This is a genomic window from Corynebacterium sp. NPDC060344 (assembly GCF_042725215.1).
In the GTDB taxonomy this organism is placed as follows: Bacteria; Actinomycetota; Actinomycetes; order Mycobacteriales; family Mycobacteriaceae; genus Corynebacterium.
The window spans coordinates 1-24,159 of record NZ_JBHXCS010000004.1 but is presented as its reverse complement, the minus strand read 5'-3'; the positions used below and the strand labels follow the sequence as shown (position 1 = coordinate 24,159).

Annotated in this window: 19 protein-coding genes, 2 tRNA genes, 1 other RNA gene and 1 pseudogene; 6 read left to right on the top strand and 17 right to left on the bottom strand. The window is 69.3% G+C overall.

Features of this window, described 5'->3' with window-relative positions:
- Window positions 1-3: 3 nt before the first annotated feature.
- Together ACFWGD_RS06445 and ffs are read right to left on the bottom strand one after the other, a co-directional pair.
- Window positions 4-1,278 (bottom strand): aminotransferase class I/II-fold pyridoxal phosphate-dependent enzyme, encoded by a 1,275-nt coding sequence (locus tag ACFWGD_RS06445; RefSeq protein WP_377777783.1) that lies wholly within the window; start codon window positions 1,276-1,278, stop codon window positions 4-6.
- Between the two features lie 221 nt (window positions 1,279-1,499).
- An RNA gene (gene ffs / locus ACFWGD_RS06440) (signal recognition particle sRNA small type) lies at window positions 1,500-1,594 on the bottom strand.
- A gap of 129 nt (window positions 1,595-1,723) precedes the next feature.
- Here ffs and ACFWGD_RS06435 point away from each other — a divergent pair.
- On the top strand, window positions 1,724-2,833 hold the full coding sequence (locus ACFWGD_RS06435) for an arsenic resistance protein (RefSeq protein WP_377777782.1): 1,110 nt from the start codon (window positions 1,724-1,726) through the stop codon (window positions 2,831-2,833).
- 120 nt (window positions 2,834-2,953) lie between these two features.
- On the opposite strand, the gene ACFWGD_RS06430 is transcribed toward ACFWGD_RS06435, so the two are convergent.
- The 5 genes from ACFWGD_RS06430 to ACFWGD_RS06410 all read right to left on the bottom strand — a co-directional run bounded on the left by ACFWGD_RS06430 (window position 2,954) and on the right by ACFWGD_RS06410 (window position 6,307).
- A tRNA-Ser gene (locus ACFWGD_RS06430) sits at window positions 2,954-3,041 on the bottom strand.
- A gap of 74 nt (window positions 3,042-3,115) precedes the next feature.
- Window positions 3,116-3,466 carry a metal-sensitive transcriptional regulator gene (locus ACFWGD_RS06425; RefSeq protein ID WP_377777781.1) on the bottom strand — a complete coding sequence of 117 codons (351 nt, stop codon included), beginning with the start codon at window positions 3,464-3,466 and terminating at the stop codon, window positions 3,116-3,118.
- Window positions 3,467-5,752, bottom strand: coding sequence for a heavy metal translocating P-type ATPase (locus ACFWGD_RS06420; RefSeq protein ID WP_377777980.1), 2,286 nt, complete (start codon window positions 5,750-5,752; stop codon window positions 3,467-3,469).
- 193 nt (window positions 5,753-5,945) lie between these two features.
- Complete coding sequence (locus tag ACFWGD_RS06415) at window positions 5,946-6,092, bottom strand: hypothetical protein (RefSeq protein WP_377777780.1); 147 nt, start codon at window positions 6,090-6,092, stop codon at window positions 5,946-5,948.
- Entirely contained in the window at window positions 6,089-6,307 is a 219-nt protein-coding gene (locus tag ACFWGD_RS06410; protein ID WP_377777779.1) for a heavy-metal-associated domain-containing protein, read from the bottom strand. The genes ACFWGD_RS06415 and ACFWGD_RS06410 overlap by 4 nt, the downstream gene beginning before the upstream one ends.
- Window positions 6,308-6,548: 241 nt before the next feature.
- On the opposite strand from ACFWGD_RS06410, the gene ACFWGD_RS06405 reads away from it, so the two are divergent.
- Window positions 6,549-8,018, top strand: coding sequence for a DUF418 domain-containing protein (locus ACFWGD_RS06405; protein WP_377777778.1), 1,470 nt, complete (start codon window positions 6,549-6,551; stop codon window positions 8,016-8,018).
- An 11-nt stretch (window positions 8,019-8,029) separates the two neighbouring features.
- Here the strand turns inward: ACFWGD_RS06405 and ACFWGD_RS06400 are convergent, their stop codons facing one another.
- The 4 genes from ACFWGD_RS06400 to gluQRS form a co-directional block, all read right to left on the bottom strand.
- Entirely contained in the window at window positions 8,030-9,646 is a 1,617-nt protein-coding gene (locus tag ACFWGD_RS06400; RefSeq protein WP_377777777.1) for an AMP nucleosidase, read from the bottom strand.
- Window positions 9,643-10,188, bottom strand: a complete 546-nt coding sequence (locus tag ACFWGD_RS06395) for a flavodoxin family protein (RefSeq protein ID WP_377777776.1) — start codon at window positions 10,186-10,188, stop codon at window positions 9,643-9,645. The genes ACFWGD_RS06400 and ACFWGD_RS06395 overlap by 4 nt, the downstream gene beginning before the upstream one ends.
- A gap of 108 nt (window positions 10,189-10,296) precedes the next feature.
- Window positions 10,297-11,169 carry a DUF559 domain-containing protein gene (locus ACFWGD_RS06390; RefSeq protein ID WP_377777775.1) on the bottom strand — a complete coding sequence of 291 codons (873 nt, stop codon included), beginning with the start codon at window positions 11,167-11,169 and terminating at the stop codon, window positions 10,297-10,299.
- A gap of 397 nt (window positions 11,170-11,566) precedes the next feature.
- Window positions 11,567-12,493, bottom strand: a complete 927-nt coding sequence (gene gluQRS / locus ACFWGD_RS06385) for a tRNA glutamyl-Q(34) synthetase GluQRS (RefSeq protein WP_377777774.1) — start codon at window positions 12,491-12,493, stop codon at window positions 11,567-11,569.
- Between the two features lie 101 nt (window positions 12,494-12,594).
- Between gluQRS and ACFWGD_RS06380 the strand changes: the two genes are divergently transcribed.
- Both ACFWGD_RS06380 and ACFWGD_RS06375 read left to right on the top strand, forming a co-directional pair.
- Complete coding sequence (locus ACFWGD_RS06380) at window positions 12,595-13,188, top strand: NAD(P)H-dependent oxidoreductase (protein WP_377777773.1); 594 nt, start codon at window positions 12,595-12,597, stop codon at window positions 13,186-13,188.
- A gap of 102 nt (window positions 13,189-13,290) precedes the next feature.
- Window positions 13,291-14,184, top strand: coding sequence for a queuosine precursor transporter (locus tag ACFWGD_RS06375; RefSeq protein WP_377777772.1), 894 nt, complete (start codon window positions 13,291-13,293; stop codon window positions 14,182-14,184).
- Between the two features lie 297 nt (window positions 14,185-14,481).
- On the opposite strand, the gene tgt is transcribed toward ACFWGD_RS06375, so the two are convergent.
- The 6 genes and pseudogenes from tgt to ACFWGD_RS06345 all read right to left on the bottom strand — a co-directional run bounded on the left by tgt (window position 14,482) and on the right by ACFWGD_RS06345 (window position 21,540).
- Window positions 14,482-15,729 (bottom strand): tRNA guanosine(34) transglycosylase Tgt, encoded by a 1,248-nt coding sequence (tgt, locus tag ACFWGD_RS06370; protein WP_377777979.1) that lies wholly within the window; start codon window positions 15,727-15,729, stop codon window positions 14,482-14,484.
- A gap of 850 nt (window positions 15,730-16,579) precedes the next feature.
- Window positions 16,580-18,979, bottom strand: a pseudogene (locus ACFWGD_RS06365) (MMPL family transporter); the annotation flags it as partial.
- A 922-nt stretch (window positions 18,980-19,901) separates the two neighbouring features.
- Window positions 19,902-19,992, bottom strand: a tRNA-Ser gene (locus ACFWGD_RS06360).
- Window positions 19,993-20,109: 117 nt separating this feature from the next.
- Window positions 20,110-20,301 (bottom strand): CsbD family protein, encoded by a 192-nt coding sequence (locus ACFWGD_RS06355; RefSeq protein ID WP_377777771.1) that lies wholly within the window; start codon window positions 20,299-20,301, stop codon window positions 20,110-20,112.
- Window positions 20,302-20,438: 137 nt separating this feature from the next.
- A complete protein-coding gene (locus tag ACFWGD_RS06350; RefSeq protein WP_377777978.1) occupies window positions 20,439-20,870 on the bottom strand; it encodes a nucleoside deaminase in 432 nt (143 codons plus the stop codon).
- A 115-nt stretch (window positions 20,871-20,985) separates the two neighbouring features.
- On the bottom strand, window positions 20,986-21,540 hold the full coding sequence (locus ACFWGD_RS06345; RefSeq protein WP_377777770.1) for a tRNA adenosine deaminase-associated protein: 555 nt from the start codon (window positions 21,538-21,540) through the stop codon (window positions 20,986-20,988).
- A gap of 38 nt (window positions 21,541-21,578) precedes the next feature.
- On the opposite strand from ACFWGD_RS06345, the gene ACFWGD_RS06340 reads away from it, so the two are divergent.
- Window positions 21,579-22,601: a prephenate dehydrogenase gene (locus ACFWGD_RS06340; protein ID WP_377777769.1), complete on the top strand. Its 1,023-nt coding sequence runs from the start codon at window positions 21,579-21,581 to the stop codon at window positions 22,599-22,601.
- A gap of 151 nt (window positions 22,602-22,752) precedes the next feature.
- Entirely contained in the window at window positions 22,753-23,709 is a 957-nt protein-coding gene (locus tag ACFWGD_RS06335; RefSeq protein WP_377777768.1) for a diaminopimelate dehydrogenase, read from the top strand.
- Window positions 23,710-24,159 lie beyond the last annotated feature (450 nt).

Here is a 24,159-nt window from a genome sequence, read left to right as displayed (position 1 = left end):
CCGCTAGCGGGTCGAGAACTGCTCGGCCGCGGCCAACAGCACGCACGTGGCCACGCCATCCATCGCGGCCTCGAGCTCCGCGATCGGCGGCAGCGACGGCGCCAGGCGAATGTTGCGGTCATTCGGGTCATCCTTCAGCGGGAACGACGAACCCGAACCCGTAAGCGCGATGCCGGCCTCCTTGGCCAGCTCGATCACGCGGCGCGCCGTGCCATCGACGACGTCCAACGAGATGAAGTACCCGCCCTTCGGGGTCGTCCACTCGGCGACGCCGTACTCGCCCAGGCGCTTGTCCAGCAGCTCCAGCACCCGATCGAACTTCGGCGCCAGCGACTCCTTGTGGCGCAGCATCTGCGCGCGCACGCCGTCGGCATCGCCGAAGAACTTCAGGTGCGCCAGCTGATTGACCTTGTTCGGGCCGATGCCGCGAATCGACGCGTGGCTGACGTAATCGGCGATATTCGCCTCCGACGACGCGAAGAACGCCACGCCCGCGCCCGCGAACGTGATCTTCGACGTCGACGCGAACTCCCACACGCGGTTGCCGTTGCCGGCCTCCTCGGCCCACGACACGACCGGGTGGTTGACCGGGAACTCGTCGGTGAGCGTGTGCACCATGTACGCGTTGTCCCAGATGATGCGGAAATCCGGGGCGGCCGTCGGCATCTCGATGAGACGGCGGCACACCTCCTCCGAGTACGTCACGCCCGTCGGGTTGGAGAACACCGGCACGTTCCACATGCCCTTGATCTGCGGATCCGCCGCGACCAGGCGCTCGACCATGTCCATGTCCGGGCCGTCGTCGTTGAGCGGCACCGGGATCATCTCGAAACCGAAGTGCTGCGAAATGGAGAAGTGGCGGTCATAGCCCGGCACCGGGCACAGCCACTTGAGCACCGGCTCCTCGTTCCACGGGCGCTCCGAATCGACCGTGCCGAACTGCATCGCCCAGCTGATCAGATCGAACTGGATGTTCAGGCTCGACGCATCGCCCGCGATGACGTTGTCCACCGGTAGGCCCAGCATCCCCGCCCACAGTTCGCGGATGCCCGTGATGCCCTTCAGGTTGCCGTAATTGCGGGTGTCCTCGCCCGACTCCGTCTTGTAATCCGGCGCCGGAAGGCCCAGCAGCGGATTGGCGAAGTCCAGCTGCTCCGCCGACGGCTTCCCGCGGGTGAGGTCGAGCTTCAGGCCCTTGGCCTTCAGGTCGGCGTACTCCTTGGCGAAATCATCCTTGAGCTGCGCAAGCTCGTGGGAATCGTACGCATCCAGCTTCATGGCAGACATCCTTCGTCATCGACGGCGCCGATCGGGCCGCCCGGGATGACGGCCACCGTGGAACGGCGCAGTTGTCAAGCACAAAGGATAGAGCACAACGCCGTTGCCGTGCAGAAGGGTCGTTTGCCCAGGGCGCGCCCCGGCCGCCTGCTCCGGCAGCGGACCGCGGGTGCGGGGCGGATGAGCGGGCGGCGGGCCGTCGCAAAGCAATCCCCCTAGACATAAGGGGACCCCACGCACCCGCCAGAGCCCGCTGACCCTTGCTGCATTCCTGCCCTGGGGGAGTTCGCGAGATGGACGCCGCGTGGGGTCCGGCCCACACCATACCCCGGCGGGGCGCGGCGATGCCAACCCCGGCCACGGGCACGGGGACGGGACCTTCACTAGGTTCGAGGGCGATGGCCCGGCGTCGACCGCGCACGGGCCCCGACGGATGGGAGGCGCGATGGCCGGGACGGGTTCGCGCGGCGCCGGGGACGTGGCCGCGGGCGCGCGCTCGATCCCGGACTGGTGGGACGACCACCAGGTGGCGCTGTATTTCGCGGCGATCGGCGTGGGCGCGCTGGTCGGGCTGGTCGCCGAGCGCCTCGGCTGGACGGGGCTGCCGGCGGCGCTGGCGTGGTGGATCACGCCGACGCTGGGGCTGCTGTTGTTCGCGACGTTCCTGTCGGTGCCGGTCACGCGCCTGGGCCGGGCATTTCGCGACGTCCGCTTCGGCGCCGCGATCGTCGGCGTCAATTTCTTCGTCGCGCCGTGGGCCGTGTTCGGGTTGTCCAGGTTCGTCGTCGACGACCGCGGGCTGCTCATCGGGCTGTTGCTGGTGCTGCTCGCGCCGTGCATCGATTACGTCATCCCGTTCACGGGGCTGGCCGGCGGCGCGCGGGCGAGGCTGCTCGCCGCGACGCCGATGCTGCTGTTGCTGCAGATGGCGGCACTGCCGTTGTACCTGCTCATGTTCGTCGGGCCGGGCCAGCTCTTCGCCGGCGAGGCGCTGGAGGGCTTCCTCGACCCCGGCCCGTTCATCGCCGCGTTCGCGTTCCTGATCATCGTGCCGCTCGCCGCCGCGGTGGTCGTGCAGGTCGCCGGGGGCAGGGCCGATGTGCTTGACGACGTCCCACCGTCCCCCTCCGGAGCTGCCCGCCGCCTGGCCCGCGGCGTGGACCGGGTGATGGCCGCGGCGATGGTGCCGTTGATGATGGCCACCCTCGCCCTGGTCATCGCCTCCCAAATCGCGGACGTGACCGCGCGTTTCGGGGATTTGGCGCGGTTGGTGCCGCTGTACGCCGCCTATGTTCCCATCGCTTTGCTGCTCGGCGTGCTCACCGCGAAGCTGGCGCGCCTGGATGTGCCGGCGACGCGGGCGGTGGGCTTTTCCGCCGTGACCCGCAACTCCCTGGTGGTGCTGCCGCTGGCGTTGTCGCTTCCCGCGGGCCTGGAGATCGCCGCCCTCGCCGTGGTCACCCAGACGATGGTCGAGCTCGTGGCGATGGTGATCATGGTGAAGCTCGTCCCCCGCATCGTCCGCGAGCCCCGACCGCCGCTCCCCTCCCGCTAAACCCACCCCGAATGGCCGAAAAGGCCCGTTATAGCGGGTGGGTTAAGACATTCGAGGTGGGTTAGCGTGCAGACCCGGACATGCGAGAACCCCCTGGTCACAGGACCAGGGGGTTCTCGGTGGCGGAGGATAGGGGATTTGAACCCCTGAGGGATTGCTCCCAACTCGCGTTCCAGGCGAGCGCCATAGGCCGCTAGGCGAATCCTCCGCGTGGAAGATTACCCAAGGGGCCCACAATCCACAAAATCCCAGGTCGGCAGCCCACCGCCGGAAACGGCGGCGCTACTTGGCCAGGCGGCGGATGGCCTCGGACGCCTCCTGGAGCTTCACCTCCAACTCGTCGCCGCCATCTTCGGCGGCGGCGACGACGCAGTGGCGCATGTGGTCGTCGAGAAGCGCGAGCGACACCGACTTCAACGCGGAGTTCAGCGCGGAAATCTGCGTCAGGATGTCTATGCAGTAATTCTCCTCGTCGATCATCCTGTGCACGCCGCGGACCTGCCCCTCGATCCGCTTGAGCCGCGCGAGGTAGCGCTTCTTGTCGCTGATGTAGCCGTGATGCGAGTGGCAGCCGCAGTCACCGCCGCCGCCCGTGCCGTCGGCGCAGCATTCGAGTTCGAGCTTCTCCGTCATCTAGCTTCCTTCCTCCACGTGCCCCGCCTTGCTGCGGAAACCCTTGAGCCGCAGGCTGTTGGACACCACGAACACCGACGAAAACGCCATCGCGGCACCCGCCAGCATCGGATTGAGCAGCCCGAGCGCCGCCAGCGGAATCGCCGCGACGTTGTACGCGAACGCCCAGAACAGGTTGCCCTTGATGGTCCCCAGCGTCCGCCGCGCCAGCCGCACGGCGTCGACGGCGGCCATCAGGTCGCCGCGCACCAGCGTGATGTCGGCGGCCTGGATGGCGGCGTCGGTGCCGGTGCCCATGGCCAGGCCCAGATCCGCCTGCGCGAGGGCGGCGGCATCGTTGACGCCGTCGCCGACCATCGCCACGACGCGCCCTTGTTTCTGCAGGTCGGCGATGACGTCGACCTTGTCGGCGGGCATGACCTCGGCACGGACGTCGGCGATGCCGACTTCCTCCGCGACATGCTTTGCGACGACCCCGTTGTCCCCCGTCAGCAGCACCGGTTCCAGACCGAGTTCCTTCAGTTCGGCGATGGCATCGGCCGACGTCGGCTTCACACGGTCCGAGACCACGAGGACGCCACGCGGCCGGCCGTCCCACGCGACGGTGACGGCGGTGCGGCCGGCGGCGACGGCGGCGTCGAAACGGGCGGCGAGATCCTCCGGAAGCTCGCCGAGATTGCGCCCGACCGTGACCTCCACGTCACCATCGTCGGTGCGGACGGTGGCGCGAACGCCCTGGCCGGGAAGATTGGTGAAGTCCTCGACCGACGGCAGCGCCTCCGCCGGATCCGACGCGGCATCCGCCACTTCGCCTCGCGCCAACTCGGCCTTCGCCCCTTCGGCGATGGCACGGGCAATGGGATGCTCCGACGCGGATTCGACGGCCCCGGCGCGGCGCAGCAGGTCGGCGCGGTCGACGCCGTCGCCGGCCCACACCTCGGCGAGCGCCATGTCGCCGCTGGTCACGGTGCCGGTCTTGTCCAGCACGATGGTGTCCACGCGCCGCGTCGACTCCAGCACCTCCGGCCCCTTGAGCAGCACGCCCATCTGCGCGCCGCGGCCGGTGCCCACGAGCAGCGCCGTCGGCGTGGCCAATCCCAGCGCACACGGGCAGGCGATGATCAGCACGGCCACCGACGACGTGAACGCCGCCGACGGTGGGAACCCCGCCCCCAGCCACGCCGCCAGGGTGGCCACCGCAATGGCGATGACGATGGGCACGAACACCCCCGACACCCGATCCGCCAGGCGCTGGACGTCGGCCTTCCCGGACTGCGCGTCCTCGACCATCTTCGCCATCTGCGCCAGCTGCGTATCGGAGCCGACGCGCGTCGCCTCGATCACCAGCCGCCCCGACGCGTTGACTGTCGCCCCGGTGACGCCGTCGCCCGGCGCGACCTCCACCGGCACCGACTCGCCGGTGAGCATCGACTCGTCGACGGCCGAGGACCCCTCGACCACGCGGCCGTCGGTGGCGATCTTCTCGCCGGGCCGCACCACGAATCGATCCCCCACCTGCAGGGTTGATGCGGCGACGAGTTTTTCGGCACCGTCGTCAAGCACCCGCACTTCCTTGGCGCCGAGGTCGAGCATGGCGCGCAGGGCGTCGCCGGCGCGGCGCTTGGACCGCTTCTCGAAGTACCTCCCCGCCAGCACGAACATGATCACGCCCGCGGCGACCTCGAGGTACACGTTCGCGGCGCCATCGGTCGGCGCGACGGACAGGGTGAACTCGTGCTTCATGCCCGGCATGCCGGCGGTGCCCAGGAACAGCGCGTACAGCGACCAGATGAACGCGGACAGGGTGCCCACGGTGATCAGGGTGTCCATGGTCGCCTCGCCGTGGCGCAGGTTCTTCCAGGTCGCGCGGTGGAACGGCCAGCCGGCCCACACGACGACGGGCGCGGTCAGCGTCAGCACCAGCCACTGCCAGTTGGTGAATTGCAGCACCGGGAACATCGAGATCAGAATCACCGGCACCGCCAGCGCCACGGAGCCGATCACGCGGTTGCGCAGGGCCTCGAGCTCGCGGTCGGCGGCGGTGTCCGCGCCATTGCTTGACGACGTCCCATCCACACCCTTTTCACCATCTCCCCCGGCATTCGGCGGGGGCGGCAGCGTCGCCGAGTATCCGGCGGCGTCGACGGTGTCGAGCAGCTGCTGCGGATCGAAGCCCTCCGGCGCCGTGACGTGGGCCTTCTCGGTGGCGTAGTTGACCGCGGCGGTGACCCCGTCGAGCTTGTTCAGCTTGCGCTCGATGCGGTTGGCGCACGAGGCGCAGGTCATCCCGGTGACGTCGAGGTCGTACTCGGAGAGATCGAGTTCGAGGCCGAGATCGCGGTCGCGGTCGCGGTCGATGTTGAGGCCGTCGACATTGGCGGGCGTCGACATATCTTCACTTCCTTGGTGCTGGTCGTGGCACTGGTTCAGCCGCCGGCCTGGCGGAATAGGCGGAGCCGGCTCAGTTCACGTGGGGGCTTCAGTGCGCGTGGGTGTTCGTTGCCGCGGAATCCACCCATGCGTCGACGACCCCGTCGGGCACGAGCACGCCGCCGAGCAGGTATGCGACGGCGAACACGGCCGCGAGGATCAGCGCATAGGCGCCGAGGCGGACGGCGGGGCTCATGCCCCGGCCGGGCGGGCCTCGTAGCCCGCCTCCTCCACTGCGGCGATGACGGCCGCCGGATCGACCGACTCGTCCGACACCACGGTCATGGCGTCGTTGGCGCGATCGACCTCGACGGCGGTGACGCCGGCGACCTCGCCGACCTCCTCCTTCACCGAGGCCTCGCAGTGACCGCAGGTCATTCCGGTGACGGTGTAGTTGGCCTTGATGCTCATGATTGCCCTTCCTGTGCGTCGAACGTTCTTCCACTCCCGACCGTATACCCACCTGGGGTATCCCGCAAGGGCTTCCCGACCAGTCGAATTCTTGCCTGCGCGCTGCACTTTTTGCCCGTCTACATGCAGATATGCTGAATTCGACATGAATTTTCATTAAAGTCCGCGGATCGGGGAACTTTACGCGCAAACGCCCGTTGTAATGGCTGAACCATGCCGATCATCGACCGAGGAATCACCATTGACCAGTTCCGATAGCCGGGCCGACCACGGCCCGGTCAACGACAGCCGGGCCACCACCCACACCGAGCCCGGCGCCACCACCGCCGGCGCACCCGCCCCCGGCACGGCGGCCGACGCATCCCCGCCCGCCCCCAGCTCGACGCGGCGACTGCCCGCGCTCGACGTCCTGCGCGGCATCGCCATCCTGGGCACGCTGCTGACCAACATCTGGATCTTCGCGGGCATCGCCGGCGGACTCGACATCACCGGCCAGGGCAACGCGATCCCCGAATCGCAGGGCGGCTCCGGCACCGACTCGTGGGTCACCCTGTCCAGCACGTTCATCCAGAACGCCCTGAACCTGGTCACCGACGGCAAGTTCATCGGCCTGCTGACCATCATGTTCGGCATCGGCCTGGAGATCCAGCGCCAGTCCGCCATCCGCCGCGGCGAAAAGTGGCCCGGCCGCTACCCGTGGCGCGCCGGACTGCTCATCCTCGACGGCCTGCTCAACTACATCTTCATCTTCGAGTTCGACGTGCTCATGGGCTACGGCCTCACCGGCCTCGTCGTCGCCGCCGTCATGGCCACCAGCCCCAAGGCGCAGAAGATCTGGATGATCATCGGCATCACCGTCCACCTGGCGGTCATTGCCTTCCTCGACCTCGCCACCGGCCTCACCGACTTCGGCCGTGACGTGGGCCGCGACTCCGACCTGCCCAAGCCCTCCCCCGAAGAGATGGAGCGCATGCGCGCCGAAGCCGAGAGCACCCTCGGACTGGGCGAAATGGGCTACTGGCAGCAGGTCGCCTCGCGCCTGGAGAACTTCATCGGCGGCCGCGGCGAAATCCCCCTCATGTTCACCATGGGCCTGGGCCTCTTCCTCGTCGGCGCCCACCTCTACCGCGCCGGACTGTTCGAGGAACGCGGCGCGAAGCTGCGCAAGTGGACCATGATCCTGTCCTTCGGCATCGGCCTGCCCATCGACTGGACGCTGCGCCTGACCGACGTCGGCTTCGGCGCCACCACCCGCTACGTCACGTCCTCGCTGGTCGCCTTCGGCATCCTGGCCCTGGTCGCAGCGTTCTACGTCCGCCGCACGCGCCGCATCGACGCCGGCGAACTGCCCGCCGACCGCCCCACCGGCGCCGTCGGCCACGCCCTGTCCCTCGTCGGCCGCATGGCCCTGACCTGCTACATCGGCCAGAACCTGATCGCGTCGATCATCTTCTACAAGTGGGGCTTCAACGTCTCCGCCCTCATCCAGGGCGAGTGGTACACCTACTGGACCCTGGTGATCTACCTCGGCATCGCCGGCTTCCTCATCGGCTTCTCGGCCCTGTGGCTGCGCCGATTCCCCCGCGGCCCCGTCGAGCTCGTCTGGCACTGGTCGTACGAGAGGATCTGCGCCGCACTGGACCGTCGCAAAGCAAAGAAGGACGCGAAGCGCGAGGCCAAGCTGGCCGGGACCGCCCCCGCCACCGCTTGAGCCCGACCCGCCTAGCGGAACGCCACCTCGCCCACCGGCCGGCGGAGCTTGCGGGAATGCAGCTCCGCCGGGTTGGAGGACATGGCCTCGCAGGCGCGGACGGCCGTCATCAGATGCTCGACCTTCGAGGCCTGGTAGAACGCGCGGGCGGCCTTGGGCAGCTTCGGCTGATCGTGCAGCGGCATGTCCGACACGCTAAGCAGCGCGCCGTAGGGCACGCGGAAGCGGTAGCCGTTGGCGGCGATGGTGGCCGACTCCATCTCCACGCCGATGGCCGTAGATTTCTGCAGCTCACGGTAGATTTCCGACTGCGCCCGCCACTCCCAATTCCGGTCCGACGTCGACAGCACCGTGCCCGTGCGCAGCCGCTTGCGCAGCTCATCGCCGTCGAGCCCGGACACGCGCCGCAGCGCCGCCGTCACCGCCATCTGCACCTCCGCGATCGGCGGGATCGGCTTCTCCAGCGGCACCAGATTGTCCAGCACGCCATCGGAGCGGTCGTAGCCGTTGGCCAGGATCATGTCGCCGATGCGCATGCGGCCGTCGAGCCCGGCGCAATGCCCGACCATCATCCAGCAATGCGGCCGCAGCACCGCCAGGCAATCGGTGATCGTCTTCGCATTCGACGGCCCCACCCCGATGTCGATGATGGTCACGCCCAGCCCGTCCTCGCGCACCAGGTGGTACGCGGGCATCTGCGCCGACGACGCGTGCGCGCGGCACTCCGCCGGGGCGGGAACGTTCCCGACCTCGAAGGACACGTCGCCCGGGCAGATCAGATGGGTGTACGGGCTTTGCGACGTCCCGCCGCCCGCCACCGAATCCTCATCCGCTTCCGTGCCGGCGTCCGGGCCCGCCGTCTCGATGAAGGCGGGGCGATCGAAGGTGGCGTCGGACGGGGTGGTGGCGGGGTCGTCGTCAAGCGAATCGCCCAGCGAGGCCGCGTACTCCAGGAACACGTCCGTGTGCAGCTGATAGTTCGTGAACAGCACGAACCGCTGGATGTGCTCCGCACTGGAACCCGTGTAGTGCTCGAGGCGCTGGAGGGCCAGGTCGACGCGCGGGGCCGCGAACAGGCTCAGCGGCTTGATGGGCAGCGAGAGGAAATCGGCCTCGCCATCTGCGATGACGTCGTCGACGAACGCGGAATCCACCGGCGTGAAACCGCGGTCGATGACGGCGAGGTCCACCGCATCGAGGCCGTCGATCGACGCCGTGTCGTCGAACGTCGGCGTCAGGCGCAGCGGGATCGGCGTATCCGAGACCCGGACCTCGATCTCCCCGCCATGGCTGGCCAGCAGATCCGCGATCTGCCCGCGCAAGTAGCGCGCGAACAGGCGGGGGCGGGCGATGGTCGTGGCGTACGTGCCGGGGCGGTCGACGAAGCCATGCGACAGCGCCGCGTCCACGCCCTCGACGACGTCGACCGTGAAACGCAGCTCCGGGTAACACGCCGTGACCGGCGGCGGAGCCTCCCCGCCGCCCGCGACGTCCGCGCACGCCGAGCCGTAGCACTCGACCAGGTAGGCCGTGTTCGCGTCGTAGATCTCGATCAGCCGATCGACCGCGGCGGCCGGGTCGGCGTAGAAATCGCCGTCGCCCGTGGTGGTGGAAAAGGGTGCGCTCATCGGGTCTCCTCCGTGCTCGGGTCCGCCGCGTCCATCAGCAATGCCGCCATCGTGCCACCGAGTTCCAGCAGCCGCTCGTCGATGGCGTCGTCCGGCTCACCGACGAACTCGACCGGCTCCGCGGCGATCTCCCATCCGAAACCCGTGGTCAGCGAACGAATGGCCTTCGCCGCGCCCGTAACGTCGTAGCCGCCGCGGATCCACCACGACACCGGCCGGCCCTTCGGGATGTCGCCCGCCTCCGCCGCGGCGTTGACCTCCGCGAACGTCGAGTCGAAGAAGTGCTTCAGCGCGCCGGAGATGTACCCGAAATTCGCCGACGTCCCCAGCAGGTACGCGTCGGCGGCGAGCACGTCGGCGGCGGTTGCGTCGAGGGCCTCGACCACGCGGACGTCGACGCCCTCGATCTCGGGGTGCCGGGCGCCGGCCAGCGCCGCATCGCGCACGGCCTCGAGCAGCGGCGTCGGCGAATGATGCACGACCAGCAGCGTCGGGCGAGACTCGTTCGCGGGATCGGTGGCGGGATCGTTCGCGGCGTTCATGGCCCCAGGCTAGCCACGCGGTGCGCGTCCCGCCGGTTCCGCCGGGCGCGGCTGGCACACCGCGCCGCCCGGCCTCACCACCAGTGCGCCGCCCGCCTCACCACCGCCTCACCACCGCCGCGACTCCTCGTCCGCGGCGACCTCGCACCACCCGTACACCTCGGAGCTCGGGAACTTGTCCCAATCCGACTCGTGCCGCTCCCCGCCGAGGCGCCACGCGATGGTGTCGCAGATTTCGTCGATCATCGCGTCGAAGCGCAGGTCGACGTCCGCATCCGAGTACCGCAGAATCGCGTAATCCAGCCTGGTCAGCGCGTTCTGACGCGCCCGATCCTCCCGGAACGCCCACTCGTCCAGGTGGTACTTCAGCGAGTCGAACTCGATCACCAGCCGCGCCCCGCGATGCACGATGTCCCACATGTGCGCGCCGATCCGCACGTTGAGCTCGATGTCCAGGCCCCGCATCTGCAGCGCCCGCGCGATCCGCGCCTCCACCCCGGAGTACGCCCGGTCCGGCGCCCATTCGAGGATCGGCAGGATCCTCGCCCGCTTCCGCGCCGGCAGGTCCCGGGCCTCGGCGATCAGCCCGGCGCGCGCCGCCATCGTCGGGTACCGCCGGTCGACCACGTTCGCCACGATCCCCGGCCCCCACACGTCGATGAGGTCGGCGAGGGTTTCGGTAAGCGTCGTAAAGCGAAATCCCTCCCGCACCACAAATGACTTTGCTTTACGACGGTGCGCCCTCGCCCCACGCACCCCGCGCCTGGAGCGAGGGACGTACACGTCGAGATGGCGCGGGACGCTCTTGCGCAGGCCCCACACGTGCGCCGCGATGAGCAGCGAAAACACCGCCTCCGGCGCGCGGCCGACGATGAGATGCATGCGGAGTGCCAGCTCCGAGACGTTCAGCCGGTACTCGCCGCGGCGGACGCGCGTGATCCAGCCGTTAGCCAGCGCGCGATCGATCTCGCGCTCCGACATGAGCCGGAGCACATCCGCCCGCGACAACATCGGTTTCGCGGTGCCGGACCGCGGCCGCGACGATTTCGCGGCGCCGTCCCCCGACAACGTTGGTTTCGCAGCGCCGGGCCGCGAACCGTCGTGATGATTCCCCGAATTTCCCCGTGTTTCCCCCATACCCGTAAGCCTGACACGGGCGGCGCGACTTCGCAGCACGGGGCGGCGCGCGCGAATCCGACGGATGCAGCCACAGGCCGGGTGAACGCCGATAAAACCCCAGGACGCGAAATCGTGTGGCTGCGCCTGTCGGATAGCGGGGCGCGGGAGGAGCGGCGATCACCACTGCGCGGTACGCAAGCGGCCAATGGGGCTGGTGGGGTTGCCGGCAGTCGGCCGGGAGAGGGTTCGGGGCGAGGGGCTACTGCTCGAAGACGACCGGCTCACGCGGAATGGCCATCAGATCGAACGCCTCCGGAAGATCCGCGAGGTCGTCCACGTCCGCCAGCACCCCTCCCGCCCCGGCGCGCAGCGAGTCGAGGATCCACTGCCGCGCCCTCCCCGCCTGCACGTCGCGCAGCGTCACGTCGCCGTCGCGCTTGGCCAGCCGCCGCCCCTCGGCATTGACCACCAGCGGCACGTGCGCATACGTCGGTTCGGGCACGCCCAGCAGGTGCGCCAGGTGCCCCTGCCTCGGCGCGGAGCTGAGCAGGTCGTCGCCGCGCACGATCTCGGTGACGCCCTGGTCGGCGTCATCGACGACGACGGCCAGGTTGTACGCCCACATCCCGTCGGCGCGCCGCAGCACCATGTCGTCGACGTCGCCGGTGACCTCGCCGTGGAGGGCGTCGCCGGCACTCCATCGCCGCACGTCGGCGCGCAATCGCAGCGACGGCCCCCTCCCCTCGGCCGCCAGCGCCGCCGCCTTCTCGGCCCGCGCCTCTTCCGACAAATCCCGGCACGTCCCGGGGTACGCACCGGGCGCGCCGTGGGGAGCCCCGCCGACCTCGGCCAATTCGCGCTGGATGTCCCGGCGCGAGCAGTAGCAGGGGAATGTGGGTAGGCGGCGGAGGGCGTCGTCGTAAAGCGACTCCCTGTCGGACTGCCGCACGGGCTTGCCATCCCAGTCCAGCCCGACGGCGGCGAGGTCCTCGAGCTGCTGCGCCTCGAACTCGGGCCGCGAACGCTGCCGGTCGATGTCCTCCACGCGCACCAGGAACCGCCCGCCGGCCGCCCGCGCACGCGCCCACGCGATGACGGCGGTGCGCAGATTCCCCAGGTGCAGGTCCCCGGTCGGCGACGGCGCGTACCGGCCGACGTATCCGCGCGGGTTCTCGGCATCAGTCATGACCCCACCCTATTTAAAGGACCGCTTGACGACGCCCACCCCTCCCGCACCCCGGCGATTCCGTGGATCACGGCGCGGCCCGGCGGCGGTATCGTTGACCCATGAGCAACTACGTCATTTTCCTCGGGTCCCTGCGCAAGGAATCCACCAACCGGCAGCTGGCCGAGGCCTACATCCACCACCTGCCCGAGGGCGACACCGCCGCCGTGTTCGACCGGCTGCGCGACGTGCCGTTTTACGACGAAGACCTCGACGTCCCCGGCCAGGAACCCGACGTCGTGCGCGAACTTCGGGCGGCGGTGGCCGAGGCGGACGGGCTGGTGATCATCACCCCGGAGCACAACCACACCGCGCCCGCCGTGATCACCAACGCCATCGACTGGTGCTCCCGGCCGATGGGCCGCGGCGTGCTCATGCGCAAGCCCGCCCTCGTCCTCGGCTTCACCCCCAGCCCGCGCGCCCTGTCCGGCGCCGTGTCCGTGCTGCGCGAGTCGTTGGAGACCGTGCAGGCCAAGTGCGTCGCCACCGACTACACCTGGGGCGACGCGTACACCCTGCTCGACGGGCGGCACCCGAAGGACGTCGACGAGGTCGTGGGCATCCTGAGCAAGGCGCAGTCCGAGCTGGGCAAGCTCGCCGACGCCTCGCCCGAGCGCATCGACCACCGCGCCGGCGGCGGCGTCGGGTCGGAGTAGGGGCTGCGGCGTGGGGCGGGGCGCGACGGTGAAGTAGCACCCACCGCGCGCCCACCGCGCCGGATGTGGAGGGCGGGCGGCGGCACATTAGACTCTGCCGCCATGACCAACTCCGAATCTCCGGCCCACGGTTCTGGGCCGGGCGCTGCCGCGGACACCGCGTCCACGCCCACGAATTCCACCCGCACCGCATCGACTGCATCGACTGCATCCGCCGCCTCCTCCGCAGGCGCGACCTCTCCCGCAGGCGCCACCTCCCCCGCAGGCACCGCCCCCTCCCGCCGCGGCTATGACGCCGCCCTCGAAGCCGACGCCCCGCGCCACATCCAGGTGCCGCGTTCGCTCTACCCGACTTTGGTGGGCATCTTCACGGGCGTGCTGCTGATCTCGAACATCACCGCCACGAAGGGCGTCGAGATCTTCGGCCTGGTCACCGACGGTGCGTTTTTCCTTTTCCCGCTGAGCTACATCATCGGCGACGTGCTGTCGGAGGTCTACGGCTTCCGCGCGACCCGGCGCGCCGTCTACACGGGCTTCGCGGTGCTGGCGATCGGCATGGCCAGCTTCTTCATCGCCATCCAGCTGCCGCCGGCAGGGTTTTACGAGAACCAGGAGGCCTTCGCCACCGTCCTGGGCACCGTGCCGCAGCTGGTGATGGCGGGCCTGGCCGGCTACCTCGTTGGTCAGCTGCTCAACGCGTGGTCGCTGACGGCCATCAAGCGCCGCACGGGCGAAAAGTCGCTGTGGATACGCCTTCTCGGCTCGACCGTCGTCGGCCAGTTCGCGGACACCCTCATCTTCTGCTCGATTGCCGCGCCGGCGATCGGCATCTCCACGTGGGCCGACTTCATCAACTTCGTCATCGTCGGTTTCCTGTGGAAGACCGGCATGGAGGTCATCATCCTCCCCGTGACGTACCAGGTCATCGCCTGGGTGAAGAAGCGCGAGGGCTACTACGACTTGCCCGAGTCCACGCCCTCCCCCGCTTCCGCATAGCCACCTCATTTCCGCAGGAGCGCATGCCGCTTCCGCTCCACATTCTCGCTTGACGACGCCCCGCCTCCCCGCCGGGCGTCGTTTTCGCCGAAGCTGCGGCGGAGTCGATGGCGGCGCAGACTGGGCAGCCGCAATTCCCGGCCCGCGGCGCCGGCGTTAGTGCTCGGATCCTCCAGAGTCCGAGTCGAGCCCGCCAAACGCCCAGGTCAGTTCGCGCCGACGAAAAAGTCTGGAGGATCCACGCACCAACTACTGAGCGGCGGGGGCCACCGCCGTGTGAACACCCGCCAACCGCCGCTAGTCCTTCTTGCCCGCGTAGTAGCGGCCGAGGAACTCGTCGCGGTACTCCTCGAAGGTCCCGTCGATGATGGACGCGCGGATGTTCTCCACGAGCTTCACCATGAAGTGCACGTTGTGGATGGTGCACAGCGTCCCGGCCAGGAATTCCTTCGCCTTGAGCAGGTGATGGATGTACGCCCGCGAGTAATTCAGCGTCGTGTACGACTCCACCTCGGGGTCGATGGGGCCGAAGTCGGTCTTGAACCGCGCGTTCGTCAGCGTGATCTTCCCGTCGAGGGTGTACACGCCGCCGCGGCGGGCGAGCCTGGTCGGCGCGACGCAGTCGAAGGTGTCGGCACCGGCGGCGACGGCGGCGAAGATGTCGTCCGGCTCGGAAATGCCCAGCAGGTGGCGGGGGCGGTCGTCGGGGAGCTCGTCGGTGACCCAGCGGCAGATCTCGCCCAGGCGCTGCTTCTCCAGCGCGCCGCCGATGCCGTAGCCGGCGAAGCCGAGGTTGCCGGCGGCTTCGGCGTCGTCGGAAAGCGAAACCAGGCCCCGGGCCGCGCGGCGCCGCAGGTCCTCGTACTGCGCGCCCTGCACGACGCCGAAAAGCTGCTGCCGCGGCAGCTCGCCGTCGGCGAGATCGCCGACGAGCCCGGGCACCTGGTTGCGGTCGCGGGTGAGGCGATCGTGCTCGTCGAGGCAGCGCTTCGCCCAGCGGTGCGTGCGCTCGACGGAGGATTCCTGGTACTCGCGGGTGTTCATCAGCGTGGTCAGCTCGTCGAACGCGAAGATGATGTCCGCGCCGAGCTTGTGCTGGATGCCCATGGACACCTCGGGCGTGAAGCGGTGCGAGCTGCCGTCGATGTGGCTGCGGAAGGTGACGCCCTCCTCGTCGACGAAGGCGTGGCGCTCCTTGCCGGGGGCGAGGATGTCGTCGTTCTGCAGGCCGGTGACGTCCATGGCCAGCGTCTTGCGGAAGCCCACGCCGAGGCTCATCACCTGGAACCCGCCGGAGTCGGTGAACGTCGGCCCGTTCCAGTTCTCGAAGCGCGTCAGCCCGCCCGCGGCCTCCACGATGTCGGGGCCCGGCTGCAGGTACAGGTGGTACGCGTTGGACAGCACCGCCTGCGCGCCGGTCTCCCGGATCTGTTCGGGCGTCAGGGTTTTCACGGTCGCCTTGGTGCCCACGGGGATGAACGCGGGCGTCTCCACGTCCCCGTGCGGGGTGCGGATGATTCCGGCTCGCCCCGGCTCACCGTCCATCTGCTTGACGACGCTGAAGTTCGCCTCGTTCGCCGCTGAATCCGTCACGGGGTGGTCTCCTTGGAAATCGTGGGCCCGGCCGGGGTGTCCGGCCGGGCGCTGGTGGCCGGGGCCGCCGCGGGAATGGTGCGGCGTGGCCCGGCCTGTGAAGCCGTGGGGGTCGAGGTTAGTCGTCCCCGTCGAGTTCGTCGTAGTCGCGCGGGTCCCACAGGGCGCGGCGGCGGCGCGGTCGGGTGCGGCCGCCCTCGCGATTGATCAGATCGTGCACCGAGATCGAGTCGTCCGCGGGTTCCGGCTCGGGCTGGGGCTGGGGCCGGCGCTCAAGCTCCGCGCGCTCGAGCTCGGCGCGCTCGAGCTCCGCGCGCTCGCGGTCTGCGCGTGCCTTCTCGGCGCGCTCCTTCTCTGCCCGGTCCTTTTCGAGGCGTTCCTTTTCCAGGCGTTCCCTCGCGGCCCGCGCCTCCGCCTCCTGCTCCCGCTGCCACCGGCGCGCGGCGTAGGGGCTGCTGAACGGGGTGCGCGGCTCATCCTCCTGCTGCGCCCGATGCCGCTGCGCCCGCTGCTGCCACTGCTCCGGCATGCGCTGTTCCGGCGTGCGATGCTGGGATGCAGGCGTGGGTCGCTCATCGACGAGCTCGGCGTCGACGATCGGGAACTGGGCGGTGGCCTCATCATCGGCCGACGCGGCGGCCTTCCTCTCGGCCCGCTCCGCTGCCTTCTTCTCGGCTTCCCGGGCGGCCTTCTTCTCGGCCTTGGCCTTGCGCCGCTGGGAACGGGAAGGCTTCTGGGAGGAGGAATCGTCGTCAAGCGAGGCAGCCGCACCCGCGGCCAACCCGGCCCGCTCCGCCTTGCCCGCCGCAACCAGCTCCTCGGCCTTGCCCTCCAGCGCCGTGCCCTCGACGTCGACCGACGGCAAGATGCGATCCAGCCACTTCGGCATCCACCACGTGGAACGGCCCAGCAGGAACATCGACGCGGGGATCAGCGTCATGCGCACCAGGAACGCATCGAAAAGGACGGCCGCGCCGAGGGCGAAACCGAAGACCTTCACGAACGCCAACGGCTGGCCGATGAACGCCACGAAGACCGCGATCATGATGATCGCCGCCGCCGTGACCACGCGCGCGCCCAGCGAGAAGCCCTCGATGACCGACTCCTCGACCGCGTTGTACTTCGACCCCGGCCGGGACTCGCCGCGCGAATGCGTGAAATGCTCCCGCATGCGCGACACCAGGAACACCTGGTAATCCATGGCCAGGCCGAAGGTCACGCCGATCATGAAGATCGGGATGAAGCTGACCAGCGGGCCCGGCGTATGCACCAGACCCCACAGGCCCTGCTGCCAGAACAGCACCGTCACGCCGAAGGCCGCGCCCACCGACAACAGGAAACCCAGGCCCGCCGTCAACGGCACCACCAGCGAGCGGAAGACCAGCAACAGCAGCACGATCGCCAGGCCGATGACCACCGACAAGTACAGCGGCATCGCATCCGACAGGCGCTTCGTGATGTCCTGCTCGATCGGGATCAGACCCGTCACACCCGTTACCAGGCCCGTCGCCTCCTCGATCTGGCCCTGCTGCGCGCGCAGCGCCGAAATCAGCGCACCCGTCTCGGAATCGAGAGGGCCGGCCTTCGGGGTGAGCATCATCATGACGCCCGTGCGATCGCGGTTCATGCCGATCATCTGCACGTGCTCGACGTCGACGTTGTTCTTGAAATGGTCCAGCGCGTAGCTGAACGACGCCGTGCGCGCCGCCTGCTCCGGCGTGAGATTCGGGTCGCCCGCCATCAGGCCCTGTGCCACCGGCTGCAGCGCCGGGGCGTCCGGCTTGACGGTCTCCGCGTCGGCGATGATGAGCATCTGCGCATTGCGGCCCGGGCCGAAGCCCTCCGCCGCCAGCTCGATGCCGTTGCGCTGCGTCGACCCGTACGGCGACGTCGAATCCGACGGCAGCGCCAACTGCAGGTTCGCCGCCGGCACCGACAGCGCCACCAGGACGCCCACCGCGCCGACCAGGAACAGGCCCGGCGCCTTGTGCACGGCCTCCACCCAGCGGCGGCCCATGGTCTTGCCGCCGAACAGGGGGCGGCGTCCGCTCTTGAACGGGTTGCCGGCGATGCCCGGGATCTTGCCCGCGAAGATCTTCTTGCCGAACAGCGCCATCAGCGCCGGCAGCAGCGTCAGCGAAATGATCACCGCGATGCCGACGGTGATCGCCGCCGAAATGCCCATCAGCGACAGGAACGGCACCTGCGCGATGACCAGCGCAGCCAGCGCCACGATGACCGTCAGGCCGGCGAACACCACCGACGATCCGGCTGTGCCCGTGGCCATTCCCACCGCGTCGGCCTTGGTCAGCCCTCTCGCGCGTTCGGATCGGTAGCGCGACAGGATGAACAGGGCGTAGTCGATGCCGACGGCCAGGCCGATCATCACCGACAGCACCGGGGTGATGGAGTTGACCTCGGTGAACGCGGTCATGAACACGACGATCAGCGAGCCGATCGCGATGCCGACCACCGCTGTGATCAGCGGCAGCCCGGCGGCGACGAGGGAGCCGAAGGTGATGATGAGCACCGCCGCCGCAATGGAAATGCCGATGATCTCGGACGTCGCGCTGACGGCGACGGGGTCCATCATGCCGGGGCCCATGGCCTCGACGCGCAGGCCGGCGTCGCGGCCGATCTGCATGGCGTCGAACAGGGCCTGGCGGTTTTCGGGGGTGATGTCCTTGGGCACGCGGACGTCGAACGCGAACTGCGACATGCCGTAGCGCCCGTCCTCGGACAGCATGCGCAGGGCGTGGGCGTCGGCTTCGGCGACCATTTCGGGCAGGCCGGAGCGGGTGCCCGTTTCGACGACGGTGCGTTGCAGCTCGGGGTTCAGCCGCACTGGGTTGACCAGCATTTCGTCGGCGGTGAGCTGGTCGATGTTGTCCTTGATCCCGGCGACGACCGCGTCGGCGGCGGCCATGTTGGCGGGGTCCTCGAGTTTTTCGCCTTCGGGGGCGGCGAATACGACGTAGACGGTTTGTTCGCGGATGGGGTTGGGCTGGTCGGGGAACTTGTCCTCGATCATGTGGGAGGCGATGGAGGACGGCATGCCGGGGATCGAGAACTGGTCGTCGAAGCCCTTCTGGAATGCGCCGGCCACACCGCCGACGGAGCCGAGGATCAGCACCCATGCGATGATGACCGTCCATTTGTGCAGGTAAGACCACCTGCCGAGGTTGAACAGGACCTTCGCCATCGCTCAACTTCCCCTATCATTCGCGTCGCTTCGCGAGCGCACGGCCCGCCCACTCGCCGCGGGACGCGCGCACCACTCACCCAGGATACGTGCCCGGGTGTCCCCGGTGCGGCAACAGGCGAAACAATTGCCCCAGGACACGCTTTTGGAAACATGCGATCGGGCCCCCGTCAGTGACCGCGCCGGGGGACACCGTCAGTGACCGCGCCGGGGGACACCGTCAGTGACTGCACCGTTCACACCCCACGACATCCCGCCGCCGCCACATGCGCCCCACCTGCACCACGCGGTGGTGATCGCAGATTGGGCGGTCGGAGTTAGACGACCAGCGCAGCCACACGATTTCGCGTCCTGCGGTTATAACGACGTTCACTCGGCGTGTGGCTGCATTTGTCGAACTCGGCCCGCGCGATCGGGCCCGTGCGCGAGGCACGCAGGATTCGACCCGCTCGATCGGGTCCTCGGGATCGCGCCCGGGCATGTTCCGGTTCCGGTGCCCAATGCTTTACGACGCCTCGGCGCCCACACCGTCCCGTCGACAAGCACGAGCAGCTGGCACCCTGACTACCGGTCCACGGTGCCCTGCGACGCCCCTGCGCAACCACACGTGCCCCACCTGCACCACGCCGTGGTGATCGCAGATCGGACGGGCGGAGTTAGCCGACCAGCGCAGCCACACGATTTCGCGTCCTGCGGTTATAACGACATTCACCCGGCGTGTGGCTGCATCTGTCGAATTCGACCCGCACGATCGGGTCCCCGGGATCGCGTCCGGGCATGTTCCGGTTCCGGCGCCCATTGCTTTACGACGCCTCGGCGCCCACACCGTCCCGTCGACAAGCTCGAGCAGCCAGCAACCCGGACGCCCGGCACACACGAAGAAACCGCCGCCCGTGCACTGGGCACGGACGGCGGTTTCAGTTGGCGGTGGCGGAGGGATTTGAACCCTCGGTTGGGGGTTACCCAACACTCGCTTTCGAGGCGAGCACCTTCGGCCGCTCGGACACGCCACCGCGAAAAAACTTATCGGAGTCGACCCCTGCGGGACAAATCAGCAGGTCAGGCTACTTGTCGGCCTCGAGCGGACGGCTGGTCGGCCTAAAGCGGACGACTGGTCGACGTAGAGCGGACTACTTGTCGCCCTTGAGGTTGCCGAGGCCCTCGGTGACCTTGTCCTTGGCATCCTCGAAGCCCTGCTTCGCATCGGCCTTGACCTGGTCGCCCTTGCCCTCGTTCTCGAGGTTCTCGTTGCCGGTCGCCTTGCCGGCGGCCTCCTTGGCCTTGCCGCCGAACTCGTCGGCCTTGTTCTGGAAGTCACCCATGTCGTTCTCCTGACGTGCTCGTTCGATGTGGTTTGCCCTCCCAGGCTAAACGCGGTTCATCGCCGGGCGCCATGGCCGTGCCCGCTTATTGCCCGAACCGTTACCCCGCCGTCACCGCACTTTCGAAGCCCCCGCCGTCACCGCTTCGCGCGGAAAAACTCCGGCAGCAGCCCCTCGCATTCGTCGGCGAGCACTCCCCCGCGCACGTGCGGGGCGAAGGGGTGGGCGGGTTCGCGGACGACGTCGGCGATCGACCCGCACGCCCCCGTTTTCGGCGACCACGCGCCGAACACGATCCGCCCCACGCGCGCCATGACGGCGACGCCGGCGCACATGACGCACGGTTCCAGCGTCACCACCAGGGTGCATTCCTCCAGCCGCCATCCGTCCCCGTGCGCGCGGGCGGCGGCGCGGATGGCCAGGACTTCGGCATGGGCGGTGGGATCGGCGTCTGCTTCACGACGATTCGCCGCCTCCCCCACCACCGCCCCATCCGGTGCGACGACGATCGCCCCGACGGGGACGTCGCCGTCGGGCGTGCGGCGGGCGACGTCTATGGCGGCGCGCATCCACTCCTCGTCGCGGAGGTCGGATTCCGGCCGCGGCAAAACGCGGTCATCGCCGCGCACCCCGTCACCGGACTCCGCCGCCCCGCCAGCCTCCACCCCGCCGGCCAGCTCCCCGTCAGCCGTCATATTCGACGTCGACGCCGGTCTCGTCGGCGAGGGCCTCCTCGAAGCCGAGCTCCGCGGCGATGGCGTGGAGCTGCTCGGACGCCCACAGCGACTGGTCGTCGCAGATGACGGACAGGACGTCCTCGGCGACTCCCAGGTCGGCGAGGATCTCCAGGTCGCCCTCGGGCCACGAGTCGACGTCGTCGAGCTCGTCCTCGTCGAGGTCGGGGATGTCCTCGTCGAGCTCGTCCATGACGTCTGCGGCGATGTCGTCGGTCACGGCGGCGGTGGCGTCGGAAAGCAGGACGCGGACGCCGCCGGGCATGGGCCGCAGGATGATGAAGTAGTCGTCGTCGATGTTGAGCATCGCGAACGACGCCCTTTCGGCGCGGAGGCGGCGCATCTGCGCGGTGGCGTCGGCAAGCGAATCGAGGGCGTCGTCGCCCAGCTCGCGCACCGACCACCCGTCGTCGCCCTGCAGGACGGCCACGGCGTACGAACGGTCGTCGTCATCGCCGCGGGGTCCCTGGTCGGGGCCCGCGGACCCCGGAAAAGTCGTGCTCATGCCACCCCACGCTAGTCGTGGTGTGTCATCCTTGTCAGGTGACCAACGACACTCTCGCCACGCCGACCTGCATCCTCGGACTCGGGCTGATCGGCGGCTCGCTGATGCGCGACCTCGCTGGGGCGGGCGCGCCGGTCTACGGGTGGAACCGTTCGGCGGCCACCGCCGATGCCGCGGCCGCGGAGGGCTTCGACGCGTCGACGGATCTGGCCGCGGTGCTGCGCCGAGCCCAGGAGGACCGGGCGCTGCTGGTCATCGGGGTGCCCATGTTCGCCGTCGGCGGCCTGCTGGACCAGATCGCCGAGCACGCGCCGGATTGCGGGATCACGGACGTGGTCAGCGTCAAGCGCGCCATCCTCGACGAGGTCACGGCCCGCGGGATGGGCGACCGCTACGTGGGCGCGCATCCGATGGCCGGTTCCGAGGAGTCCGGGTGGGATGCCACGAGGACAGGGCTTTACGACGGCGCGGCGTGGGTCGTCTGCTTCGACCGCGCCGCCGAGGCGCGCCGTGGGGGCGCCGAGGTCCCGGAGGAGTGGACGCGGACGTTCCGCGACGTCGTCGCACTGGGCAAGTTCGTGCGCTCCGAGGTGATCCCGGCGACCGCCGACAACCACGACCGGGCGGTGGCGCGGATTTCGCACATGCCCCATTTGCTGGCGTACGCGCTGGCCGTCGTCGGCGATGACGGCGGGCCGCTGACGCTGTCGCTGGCGGCGGGGTCGTTCCGCGATGGCACGCGCGTCGCCGGCGCCGAGCCCGACATGGTGATGTCCTGGTGCGAGAACAACGTCGGTCCCGTCACCGACGCCCTCGACGAGGCCATCGCGCTGCTCACCGCCGCCCGCGACGACCTGCGCGACACCGGCACCGCGTCGACGCTGGCCGACGCCGGATTCCGCGCCCACGGGCGGCACCGTGCGCGGTCGGGGTCGCGCACCCTCGACGGCGGCGTGACGCTGTCGCTGCGCCCCATCATCCGCGTCAGCCCCGGCGCCGGCGAATGGGTCCGCGAGCTGGAGCAGGCCGAGGGCCTGGGCGGGCGCATCGAAATCTTCTAGCGGGCGCGGGCCACCGCACGGGCGTAGCTCGGGGCGGCGCCGCATCACGCTCACGCCACGGCGCGGGCGCGGCGGCGGTGAATCCGGGGCACCGTTTACCCTGGATGTCGTAACTGCCCGGGCCCCGGGCGACCCCGACGAAAGGACCCCCATGATCCGCGCCGCCATCATCGGCTACGGAAACCTCGGCCGCAGCGTCGAGCGCGTCATCGCCGACCAGCCCGACATGGAGCTCGTCGGGGTGTTTTCGCGACGCGACTCCCTGGACACGGACGCGAAGGTGCTTCCGGCGGCGGACGTCGACAAGCATGCCGGCGATGTCGACGTGCTGTTCATCTGCCTCGGTTCCGCGACCGACGTGCCGGCGCAGGCGCCGGAGCTGGCGAAGCTGTACACGACCGTGGACACCTACGACAATCACCGCGACATCCCCCGCCACCGCGCGGAGATGGATGCCGCGGCACGCGCGGGCGACCAGGTCGCGGTCATTTCCACCGGCTGGGACCCGGGTTTCTTCTCGCTCAACCGCGTCCTCGGTGCGGCGGTGCTGCCGGGCGCGGACCAGATGACGTTCTGGGGCCCGGGCCTGTCGCAGGGCCATTCGGATGCGGTGCGGCGCGTGCCGGGCGTGAAGAAGGGCGTGCAGTACACCAAGCCCAACCCCGACGCGATCGCGGCGGTCAAGCGCGGCGAGGGCGGTGACCTGGAGGCCAAGAAGTGCCACATCCGCCACTGCTACGTCGTCGCCGACGAGGCGGATCAGGATGCGATCCGCGAGGCCATCGTGACCATGCCGGATTACTTCGTCGGCTACGAGACCATCGTCGATTTCATCTCCGAGGAGGAGTTCGATCGCGACCACCAGGGCATGCCCCACGGCGGAACGGTGGTGACGCAGGGCCGCGCGGGCACGTCGCGCCACGTCATCGACTTCGGTCTGGAGCTCGAGCGCAACCCCGACTTCACCGCCGCCGTGCAGGTCGCCTACGGTCGCGCGGCGCATCGCCTGCGGGAGTCCGGCGAGCGCGGCGCCCGCACGGTCCTGGAGATCGCGCCCTACCTGCTGTCGGCCACGCCGCTCGACGAGCTGATCACGAACGACGTGTAGGGCGCTTCATGGGGGGCGGCGGGACGTCGTAAAGCAAAGATTGCTTTGCGACGGCCCACCGTCCCCCTCCCAGCCGCCCGACCTCAGGCTTCGGCGGAACTGCTAGCCGAGGCAGATGCCCCTCTGGTACTCCGCTTCGGTATTGAACGGCACTAACTGCCGACGCTTCCGCGTTTTCGTTGCACAGAATCGCCGAAGCGTCGGCAGTTAGTGCCACTCACCTCCGCACCGGGCCTCCGCAGCCACCCCGTCCCACGAATCCGACACGGCAGCCGTCACGAAAAGGCCCGACGGCCGCGAAAAGCCGTTGGCCCCGACCCATCGATTCAATCTCGTGCAGGTCGTGCTCATCCCGGGGTTGCGTCCTCTAGCGTGGTGTACCGACCACCTCGGTGACCGCCCCACCCACAACAAGGGCGACCACCGTAGGTACCTTTCGAATCAACTCCT

Bases quoted from the DNA above. Each gene is read 5' to 3' on its own strand.
- tgt (WP_377777979.1), bottom strand. From the start codon at position 15,729: ATGGACGGTGAGCCGGGGCGAGCCGGAATCATCCGCACCCCGCACGGG.
- ACFWGD_RS06375 (WP_377777772.1), top strand. From the start codon at position 13,291: ATGACCAACTCCGAATCTCCGGCCCACGGTTCTGGGCCGGGCGCTGCC.
- ACFWGD_RS06410 (WP_377777779.1), bottom strand. From the start codon at position 6,307: ATGAGCATCAAGGCCAACTACACCGTCACCGGAATGACCTGCGGTCAC.
- ACFWGD_RS06425 (WP_377777781.1), bottom strand. From the start codon at position 3,466: ATGACGGAGAAGCTCGAACTCGAATGCTGCGCCGACGGCACGGGCGGC.
- ACFWGD_RS06355 (WP_377777771.1), bottom strand. From the start codon at position 20,301: ATGGGTGACTTCCAGAACAAGGCCGACGAGTTCGGCGGCAAGGCCAAG.
- ACFWGD_RS06395 (WP_377777776.1), bottom strand. From the start codon at position 10,188: ATGAACGCCGCGAACGATCCCGCCACCGATCCCGCGAACGAGTCTCGC.
- ACFWGD_RS06380 (WP_377777773.1), top strand. From the start codon at position 12,595: ATGAGCAACTACGTCATTTTCCTCGGGTCCCTGCGCAAGGAATCCACC.
- ACFWGD_RS06415 (WP_377777780.1), bottom strand. From the start codon at position 6,092: ATGAGCCCCGCCGTCCGCCTCGGCGCCTATGCGCTGATCCTCGCGGCC.
- ACFWGD_RS06390 (WP_377777775.1), bottom strand. From the start codon at position 11,169: ATGTCGGAGCGCGAGATCGATCGCGCGCTGGCTAACGGCTGGATCACG.
- ACFWGD_RS06435 (WP_377777782.1), top strand. From the start codon at position 1,724: ATGGCCGGGACGGGTTCGCGCGGCGCCGGGGACGTGGCCGCGGGCGCG.
- ACFWGD_RS06335 (WP_377777768.1), top strand. From the start codon at position 22,753: ATGATCCGCGCCGCCATCATCGGCTACGGAAACCTCGGCCGCAGCGTC.
- ACFWGD_RS06400 (WP_377777777.1), bottom strand. From the start codon at position 9,646: ATGAGCGCACCCTTTTCCACCACCACGGGCGACGGCGATTTCTACGCC.
- gluQRS (WP_377777774.1), bottom strand. From the start codon at position 12,493: ATGACTGATGCCGAGAACCCGCGCGGATACGTCGGCCGGTACGCGCCG.
- ACFWGD_RS06350 (WP_377777978.1), bottom strand. From the start codon at position 20,870: ATGCGCGCCGCCATAGACGTCGCCCGCCGCACGCCCGACGGCGACGTC.
- ACFWGD_RS06345 (WP_377777770.1), bottom strand. From the start codon at position 21,540: ATGAGCACGACTTTTCCGGGGTCCGCGGGCCCCGACCAGGGACCCCGC.
- ACFWGD_RS06420 (WP_377777980.1), bottom strand. From the start codon at position 5,752: ATGACCTGCGCCTCGTGCGCCAACCGCATCGAGCGCAAGCTGAACAAG.
- ACFWGD_RS06445 (WP_377777783.1), bottom strand. From the start codon at position 1,278: ATGAAGCTGGATGCGTACGATTCCCACGAGCTTGCGCAGCTCAAGGAT.